Origin of the sequence: Actinotalea sp. C106 (assembly GCF_023630195.1) — a bacterium.
In the GTDB taxonomy this organism is placed as follows: Bacteria; Actinomycetota; Actinomycetes; order Actinomycetales; family Cellulomonadaceae; genus Actinotalea.
Window position 1 is genome coordinate 1 of record NZ_JALPKN010000131.1, and the last position, 8,654, is coordinate 8,654.

The 8,654-nt window shown below is 72.9% G+C and carries 7 protein-coding genes; 6 read left to right on the top strand and 1 reads right to left on the bottom strand.

The window, feature by feature from the left end:
- A partial coding sequence (locus L0B03_RS10160; protein ID WP_250445683.1) for an N-acetyltransferase occupies positions 1–621 on the top strand: 621 nt, incomplete at its 5' end.
- A gap of 60 nt (positions 622–681) precedes the next feature.
- Here the strand turns inward: L0B03_RS10160 and L0B03_RS10165 are convergent.
- Positions 682–2,916 (bottom strand): MMPL family transporter, encoded by a 2,235-nt coding sequence (locus L0B03_RS10165; protein ID WP_308200035.1) that lies wholly within the window; start codon positions 2,914–2,916, stop codon positions 682–684.
- A gap of 73 nt (positions 2,917–2,989) precedes the next feature.
- Here L0B03_RS10165 and L0B03_RS10170 point away from each other — a divergent pair, with 73 nt between their 5' ends.
- From L0B03_RS10170 to alaS, 5 genes are all read left to right on the top strand, one after another.
- A complete protein-coding gene (locus tag L0B03_RS10170; protein WP_250445685.1) occupies positions 2,990–4,357 on the top strand; it encodes a replication-associated recombination protein A in 1,368 nt (455 codons plus the stop codon).
- Positions 4,358–4,487: 130 nt separating this feature from the next.
- Positions 4,488–5,114, top strand: coding sequence for a 30S ribosomal protein S4 (gene rpsD, locus L0B03_RS10175; RefSeq protein ID WP_250445686.1), 627 nt, complete (start codon positions 4,488–4,490; stop codon positions 5,112–5,114).
- Between the two features lie 164 nt (positions 5,115–5,278).
- Positions 5,279–5,641, top strand: a complete 363-nt coding sequence (locus L0B03_RS10180; RefSeq protein ID WP_250445687.1) for a DUF948 domain-containing protein — start codon at positions 5,279–5,281, stop codon at positions 5,639–5,641.
- Positions 5,641–5,979: a hypothetical protein gene (locus L0B03_RS10185; protein WP_250445688.1), complete on the top strand. Its 339-nt coding sequence runs from the start codon at positions 5,641–5,643 to the stop codon at positions 5,977–5,979. Before L0B03_RS10180 ends, L0B03_RS10185 begins: the two co-directional genes overlap by 1 nt.
- 77 nt (positions 5,980–6,056) lie before the next feature.
- Positions 6,057–8,654, top strand: a 2,598-nt coding sequence (gene alaS / locus L0B03_RS10190) for an alanine--tRNA ligase (protein ID WP_250445689.1), incomplete at its 3' end; no start/stop codon positions are given.

The following is an 8,654-nucleotide window of genomic DNA, read 5'->3' on the forward strand; positions in this document are numbered from 1 at the left end:
GTGCGGCTCGCCGCGCGCTGGGCCGCCCAGGCTGGCCCGGCGGGGTGGATGAGCCTCCCGCGCCCCGTCGAGGTTCCCCCCGCCCTGCTCGACGACCTCGGCCTGCGTCCGTTCTCCACCTGGGACTGGTTGTCGTGCGCGAGCACTCCGGCGGCCGTGCCCGGGGAGGACGAGGTCGGGCAGCTCGGGCCTGAGGAGGACGCCGCGATCCGCGACTGCCTCGACGCCGCGAACCCCACCACGAGCGCGAGCCCCGGGACGGGGGATGCCACGTGGTGGGGGGTGCGCGCCCCGGGCGCCACCGACGGGAGACTGCTCGGCGTGCTCAGCGTCGTCCACCGGCCCGGTGACCCCGACGCGAGGGACCGGTCCTGGCACCTGCGCGGCCTGAGCGTCCGCCCTGAGAGTCGCAACGCAGGCTGGGGTCGTGCGCTGACGGCTGCTGTGGTCCGCTCGGCGCTGAGCAGGAGGGACGGCGCCCCGCCGGAGGCCGACTGGGTCTCGCTCGGCATGTACGCCGACAACGCGGCCGCCCGGCGGGTGTACGAGGGCCTGGGCTTCACCGTCGACGCCGAGTTCGCCTCCTTCGGCCCTGCCGGCGCAGACCGACCCCCGGCCTGAGCCCGACCGCGGGGACGGTCGGGGCTCCGACGCGGTGCCGGGCGGACTGCCGACCGCGCCTCAGTGGTTGATGGCGAAGCGGCGCTGGAACCGCTGCAGGGGGGCGGGGGCCCACCAGTTGTAGCGGCCCAGCAGCGTCATGGTTGCGGGCACCAGCAGCATCCGGACGATCGTCGCGTCGATGAGCACGGCGACCGCCAAGGAGAAGCCGACCTCCTTGATCACGAGCAGCTCGCCGAAGACGAACCCGGTGAACACCACGATGATGATGACGGCCGCCGCCGTGATGATCCGCCCCGAGCGCTGCAGGCCGAGCCGCACGGCCTCGTCGTTGCTGGACCCGGCGTCGTAGAGCTCCTTGATGCGGGAGAGCAGGAACACCTCGTAGTCCATCGCGAGACCGAAGCCGAAGGCGATGATCAGGGCGACCACGTAGGTCTCGATCCCCCCGGTCGAGGTGAACCTCAGCAGCCCCGAGAGGTTGCCGTCCTGGAAGACCCACACGAGCACGCCGAGGGAGGCGCACAGCGAGATCGCGTTGGTGAGCAGGGCCTTGACGGGGATCACGAGGGAGCCGGTCATGAGGAAGAGCAGCACGAAGGTGGCGAGCACCACGACCGCCAGGGCCCACGGAGCACGGTCCACCAGGGCGTCGGTGAAGTCGATCTGGTTGGCGGCCTGGCCGGTCACCCACGTGCTGAACGGCGCGTCGAGGTCCCGCACCGCGGTGACGACGTCGCGCGCGACCTCGCCGCCGGGATCGTCGCTGTCGGGACGTACACCGACCACGACGTAGGAGCCGAAGGGTGCGGGGACGTCGACCCCCGCCACCTCGGGGAGCTCGGCGAGCTCGGCCGACCAGATCGCCACCTCCTCGAGGGATCCCTCGGCCACGACGGTCACGGGGGCCTGGGCCGAGGCGGGGTACTGCTCGGCGATGGCCTGGACGTAGCTGCGCTGCTCGGAGTCTGCGGGGAGCAGCTCGATGGTCGAGTTCCGCAGCTCGATGTGGGCGAGGGGGATGGCGAGCACACCGAGCAGCGCGAGGCACCCGCCCAGCACCCACCACGGCCGGCGCTGCACCCGGGTCGCGAGCCGGGAGAACACGCCCTCCTCGGCGGCGACGTCCCCGGTGCGCTTCAGCACCCACCGCAGTCCCGGGGTGCGGTCCACGATCCCGGGCCGCACCAGGCGCCGTCCGGCGAGCTGGAGCAGGGCGGGCACGAGGGTGAGCGCGGTCGCGACGGCGACGAGGATCACGCCCACGCCGGCTGCCCCGAAGGCCCGGAGGATCTCGGGCTCGAAGACCATGAGCCCGGCGATCGAGATCGCGACGGTCAGGGCCGAGAAGGCGACGGTCCGTCCGGCCGTCTGCATCGTGCGCCGCAGCGCAGCCTCGACAGCCCCGTCGCCCCGGCGACGGCGCACCGAGGCCCCGCCGTCCTCGTCGACGAGGGTGTGCAGCTCCTCACGGAACCTCGAGACGATGAGCAGCCCGTAGTCGATCGACAGGCCCAGGCCCAGGATCGTCACGACGTTGACCGTCGAGGCGTCGAGCTCGAGCCAGTGGGACATCGCGTAGACCCCGCCGAGCCCGCCCGCGATCGAGGCGATCGCGCCCGCCATGGGCATCGACGCCGCCAGGAACCCGCCGAACACCATCACCATGATCAGCAGGGCGATGGGCAGGGCGATGGCCTCACCCGTGGCGAGGTCCTCCTCGACCTGGTGGGTGATCTCGTCGACGATCAGCGAGGTGCCACCGACCTGGCCGCTCGCCCCGGGGGCTGCGTCGCCGAGGGCTGCCGGCAGGACCTCGAGGGTTTCTTCGACCTCCGCGAGCGCAGCGTCCTCGGCCTCCTCCTCGAGGTCGACCTCGAGCTCGACGACCACGAGGAAGCCGTTGCCGTCGGCCGCGAGCAGCGGTGCCGCGGCCGGGTCGGCGGGGCCTTCGGGCAGCACGAACGGGTCGATGATCGACGCGACGCCGTCGATGGTGGCCAGGCCGTCGCGCTGCGTGGCGAGGGCGGCGGGGAGGCCCTCGGCGGACGGGTCGACGCCGTCCAGGACCAGGGTCAGGCTCGCGCCGGACTCCGAGCCCTCGTAGAGGATCTCGTCGGCCTCGCTGCTCTCGGCCCCGGGCACCGAGGGGGCGCCGGTCGAGAGCCGCTCGAAGAGGGTCTGCCCGCCGACCCCGACCACGGCGAGGGCGAAGCAGGCGACCGCGAACACGGCCCAGACGAGGACGGTGAGCCGTGGCGCGCGGGCGATCACTCGGCCCAGGGTGTCGAACACGCGGAGAAGCATCCCAGGTCGCGGCCCAGATCCGCATGTCGGTCCCGTCGGAGGGGCGCCGTAGGCTGCGGTCATGGACCTGTTCGACGCCACGACCGCGACCGGGGACGGTCGTCCGGGCATCGGGCAGAGCGCCCCGCTGGCCGTGCGGATGCGTCCGCAGACCCTGGCCGAGGTCGCCGGGCAGCAGCACCTGCTGGGACCGGGGTCCCCGCTGCGTCGTCTGGTCGAGCCCGCCGAGGAGGGCTCGCGCCGCGCCGCGCCGTCCTCGGTGGTCCTGTGGGGGCCGCCCGGGACGGGCAAGACGACCCTCGCCTACCTCATCGCCGCGACCTCGGGTCGGCGCTTCGTCGAGCTCTCGGGTGTGACGTCGGGGGTCAAGGACGTGCGCGCCGTGGTCGAGGAGGCCCGACGCCGGCTCGCGACGCGCGGCGGGGAGACCGTCCTGTTCATCGACGAGGTGCACCGCTTCTCGACCACCCAGCAGGACGCCCTGCTCCCCAGCGTCGAGAACCGTTGGGTCACCCTCGTCGCCGCCACCACCGAGAACCCGAGCTTCTCGGTCAACTCGCCGCTGCTGTCCCGCTCGCTGCTGCTGACCCTGCAGCCCCTGACCACCGAGGACGTGCGCCACCTGGTCCATCGCGCGGTCGCCGACGAGCGTGGCCTAGCAGGCAGCATCCGCCTCGACGAGGAGGCCGAGGGACACCTGCTGCGGCTCGCCGGGGGCGACGCGCGCAAGGCCCTGACCGTCCTCGAGGCGGCCGCCGGGGCAGCCCTCGAGGAGCAGACCGCCGAGGAGCTCCCCGTCGTGGACCTCGCGACGGTCGAGCGGGCCATCGACGTCGCCGCGGTGCGCTACGACCGCGCGGGGGACCAGCACTACGACGTCATCAGCGCCTTCATCAAGTCGATGCGCGGCTCGGACGTCGACGCCGCCCTGCACTACCTGGCGCGCATGGTCGTCGCGGGGGAGGACCCGCGGTTCATCGCGCGCCGCGTGGTCATCGCCGCAGCCGAGGAGGTCGGGATGGCCGACCCCTCGGCCCTGCAGACCGCGGTCGCCGCCGCCCAGGCCGTGGCGCTGATCGGGATGCCCGAGGCGCGGATCATCCTCGCCGAGGCGGTCGTGCACGTCACGACGGCCCCCAAGTCCAACGCCGCGTACAAGGCGGTCGACGCCGCGATCGCCGACGTGCGGGCCGGCCGCGTAGGGGCGGTGCCGATGCACCTGCGGGACGCGCACTACGCGGGGGCCGAGCGGATGGGGCACGGAGCCGGGTACCGCTACGCCCACGACGCCCCGCACGCCGTCGCGCCGCAGCAGTACGCCCCGGACGAGGTGGTCGGTGCGCGCTACTACGAGCCGAGCGACCGCGGGTACGAGCGCGACGTGAGCACCCGGCTCGCCAGGATCCGACAGATCCTGGGCGAGGCATGAGGTAGAGTCGACGGGTTGCCCGCACGCGAGCAACCACCTGGGGACCTCAGCCGCATCACGAAGGTTGGTCCCACGCCCGCCGGTCCATGCCGCAGCGGGTCGTGCCACGACAACGACAGGAAGCAGCTCCATGACCAAGGTCACCCGCGCGCGCCGTCAGGTGCGCCTCTCCCGCGCCCTGGGCCTCGCGCTCACCCCAAAGGCTGTCAAGCACTTCGAGAAGCGCCCCTACCCGCCCGGTGAGCACGGCCGCGCCCGTCGCCGGACCGAGTCGGACTACGCGGTGCGTCTGCGCGAGAAGCAGCGTCTGCGCGCCCAGTACGGCATCCGCGAGAAGCAGATGGCCCGCGCCTTCGAGGACGCCCGCAAGACCCCCGGCCTGACCGGTGAGGCGCTCGTCGAGAACCTCGAGACCCGCCTCGACGCCCTGGTGCTCCGTTCGGGCTTCGCCCGCACGATCCTCCAGGCCCGCCAGGTCGTGGTGCACCGCCACATCCTCGTCGACGGCAAGATCGTCGACCGCCCCTCCTTCAAGGTCCAGCCGGGTCAGACCCTGCAGGTCAAGCCGCGCAGCCAGACGAGCGACCAGTTCCGCGTCTCCGCCGCCGGGGCCCACCGCGACGTGCTCCCGGCCGTCCCGGGCTACCTCGACGTCCAGCTCGAGAAGCTCAGCGCCGTCCTCACCCGTCGCCCCAAGCGCGCCGAGGTCCCCGTGACCTGCGAGGTCCAGCTCGTCGTCGAGTATTACTCGCGCTGATCCTCCGCGGTTCGCCGCACGCCTGACCGACGCCCCGCCCCACGGCTGCAGCCTGGGGCGGGGCGTCGTCGTTCCCCGTCCCGATCGTCTCCCCCCGTGCGAGGGGTGCCCGCCCGGTAGGGTCAGCACGTCCACCGCGTCACAGCCACAGAAGGAGCTCACGGATGTCCCTCGGAGACGTCGCCGGACTCATCGCGGCGATCGCGTTCGTCGCCCTCGTCGGGTTCCTCGCCCTGCCCCTGTTCCGGCTGTCCCAGGTCTTCGACGAGGCTCGCACGACGGTCAAGGAGATCACCGACCACACCGTGCCGGTCCTCGACGAGACCGCGACCACGGTCGCGACCACCAACGCCCAGCTGGTCAAGGTCGACGCCATGACCACCTCGGCCGCCGAGATCAGCCAGAACCTCTCGGCCCTGACCGCCCTGGTCTCGGCCACGGTCGGTGGCCCGCTGATCAAGGTCGCGGCGTTCTCCTACGGCGTCCGTGAGGCGCTCGGTGGCCTGGCCGCGAAGGTCAAGCGCTGATGCGTCGGCTGTTCTGGGTGGGTGTCGGGGCCACCGGCGCCGTGCTCCTGGCCCGTCGTCTCGAGCGCGCAGCGCGGCGCTACTCCCCGGCGGGCCTGGCCGATCAGGTCGAAGCAGCGGGGGGCGCGACCTCCTCGGCGCTGCGTGACGCCGCGACCCGCTTCCGGACGGCGCGCGCCACCCGTGAGGCCGAGCTCGTCGACCAGCTGCTGGTGACCCCCGAGGCCGGCGACGCCGGTGCGGTCTTCGGCCGTGGGCGGACGTCGGGCCAGCACCGACCCGGTGCGTCGGGGCGCCCGGCCGAGGACCCCACCGACGAGCCCTTGTACGAGTTCTGACCCCGCGCACGCCCCGCGTGCGCCCACGACCCTGACCCCGGGCCCGGCCCGGACCTTCCCTGCGGAGTGAGGACACCATGCGGACCGCCGAGATCCGACGACGTTGGCTCGACTACTTCGGGGAGCGCGAGCACGCCGTCGTCCCGAGCGCCTCACTCATCTCGCCCGACCCGTCGATCCTCTTCACGATCGCCGGCATGGTGCCCTTCATCCCGTACATCCTGGGCACCCAGCAGGCTCCGTGGCCCCGTGCCGCGAGCGTCCAGAAGTGCATCCGCACCAACGACATCGAGAACGTCGGCCGCACCACCCGGCACGGCACGTTCTTCCAGATGAACGGCAACTTCTCCTTCGGCGACTACTTCAAGGCCGAGGCGATCCGCTACGCCTGGGAGCTGTCGACGGCCCCTCAGGAGCGCGGTGGCTACGGTCTCGACGGCGACCGCATCTGGATCACCCTGTGGGACCAGGACGCCGAGTCCTACGACGTCCTGACCCGGGAGATCGGGGTCGACCCGCGGCACCTCGTGCGTCTGCCGCGCGAGGAGAACTTCTGGGACACCGGCCAGCCTGGACCAGCCGGGCCCTGCGCCGAGCTGCACTACGACCGGGGGCCCCAGTACGGCCCCGAGGCCGAGGGTGGCTCGGTCGACCCGGGCGGGGACCGTTACCTCGAGTTCTGGAACCTGGTCTTCGACCAGTTCCTGCGCGGTGAGGGCAGCGGCAAGGACTACCCGCTCCTCGGCGAGCTCGACCAGAAGGCCATCGACACCGGTGCGGGGCTCGAGCGGATCGCGTTCCTGCTCCAGGGCAAGCAGAACATGTACGAGATCGACGAGGTCTACCCCGTCATCGCCGCGGCCGAGGAGATGAGCGGACGGCGGTACGGGGCGAACGGCGAGGACGACGTGCGGCTGCGTGTAGTCGCCGACCACGTGCGCTCCTCCCTCATGCTCATCGGTGACGGCGTGTCCCCGTCGAACGAGGGGCGCGGCTACGTGCTGCGGCGCCTGCTGCGCCGCTCGGTGCGGTCGATGCGGCTCCTCGGCGTCGACGAGCCGTCCCTGCCGCACCTGCTGCCGGTCTCGCGGGACTCGATGGCCGAGTCCTACCCCGAGGTCGCCGCCGACTACGACCGCATCTCACGCATCGCCTACGGCGAGGAGGAGGCCTTCCGCCGCACCCTCGTCTCGGGGACGACCATCCTCGACACCGCGGTGGCCCAGGTGAAGTCCTCGGGGGGCAGCACCCTCGCGGGGGACCAGGCCTTCGCGCTGCACGACACCTACGGCTTCCCGATCGACCTGACCCTCGAGATGGCGGCCGAGCAGGGCCTCGCGGTCGACGAGCAGGGTTTCCGCGACCTCATGACCGCCCAGCGCGAGCGCGCCCGGGCCGACGCCAAGGCCAAGAAGGGGGCGCACGCCTCCTCGACCGCCCTGCGCGAGCTGCGCGAGCCGGGTGCCACCGAGTTCACCGGCTACACCGAGCTCTCCACCTCCTCGACGATCCGGGGGCTGGTTCGCGACGGGGTACTGGTCCCCGCGGCCGGGCAGGGCGAGACCGTCGACCTGGTGCTGGACCGGACCCCCTTCTACGCCGAGTCCGGTGGCCAGGAGTCCGACGCGGGCCTCATCACCGCGGACGGTGCCCGCCTCGAGGTCCTCGACGTGCAGCGTCCGATCAAGGGGCTCGTCGTGCACACCGTGCGGGTGCTCGAGGGGGAGGTGCGCGCGGGGGTCGAGGCCCTGGCCGAGGTCGACCCCGAGTGGCGGCTCGGTGCGCGCCAGGCGCACTCCGGCACCCACGTGGTGCACGCCGCGCTGCGCGAGGTGCTGGGCCCTGACGCGCTGCAGTCCGGCTCCTACAACAAGCCGGGATACCTGCGGCTGGACTTCTCCTGGAACCAGGCCCTCTCGCCGGCCACGCGCAGCGAGGTCGAGGAGGTCGCCAACCGGGCCATCCGTCAGGACCTCGGCGTCAGCTGGCAGTACATGCCCCTGCCCGAGGCCAAGGAGTGGGGCGCCATCGCCCTGTTCGGCGAGACCTACGACCAAGACGTCCGGGTCGTCGAGATCGGCGGCCCCTGGTCGCGCGAGCTGTGCGGCGGCACCCACGTCGACCACTCGAGCCAGATCGGGATCGTGGCGCTGACAGGGGAGGCCTCGGTGGGTTCCGGCGCGCGTCGCGTCGAGGCGCTGGTCGGCCTCGAGGCCTTCCACCAGCTCGCCCGCGAGCGGGCCCTGGTCTCGACCTTGACCGAGACCCTCAAGGTCCGTCCCGAGGAGCTGCCCGAGCGGGTGGCCGGAGTCGTCGCGAGGCTCCGCGAGGCCGAGAAGGAGCTCGCCGGCCTCCGCCAGGGGCAGCTGCTCCAGGCCGCGGCCGGGCTGGCCGAGGGCGCGAGCAGGCTGGGGTCGGTGCGCGTGGTGACCCACGAGGTCGGGGCTGTCGCGTCGGTCGACGACCTGCGCACCCTCGCCCTCGACGTGCGGAGCCGGCTGGGCGAGGAGCCTGCGCTCGTCGCCCTCGGTGGCGTGGCGAAGGACCGCCCGGTGGTCCTCGTCGCGACCAACGCTGGTGCCCGGGAGCGCGGCCTGCGGGCCGGCGCTCTCGCCAAGGTGGCCGCGACCGCTCTCGGCGGCGGAGGCGGCGGCAAGGACGACGGCGCCCAGGGC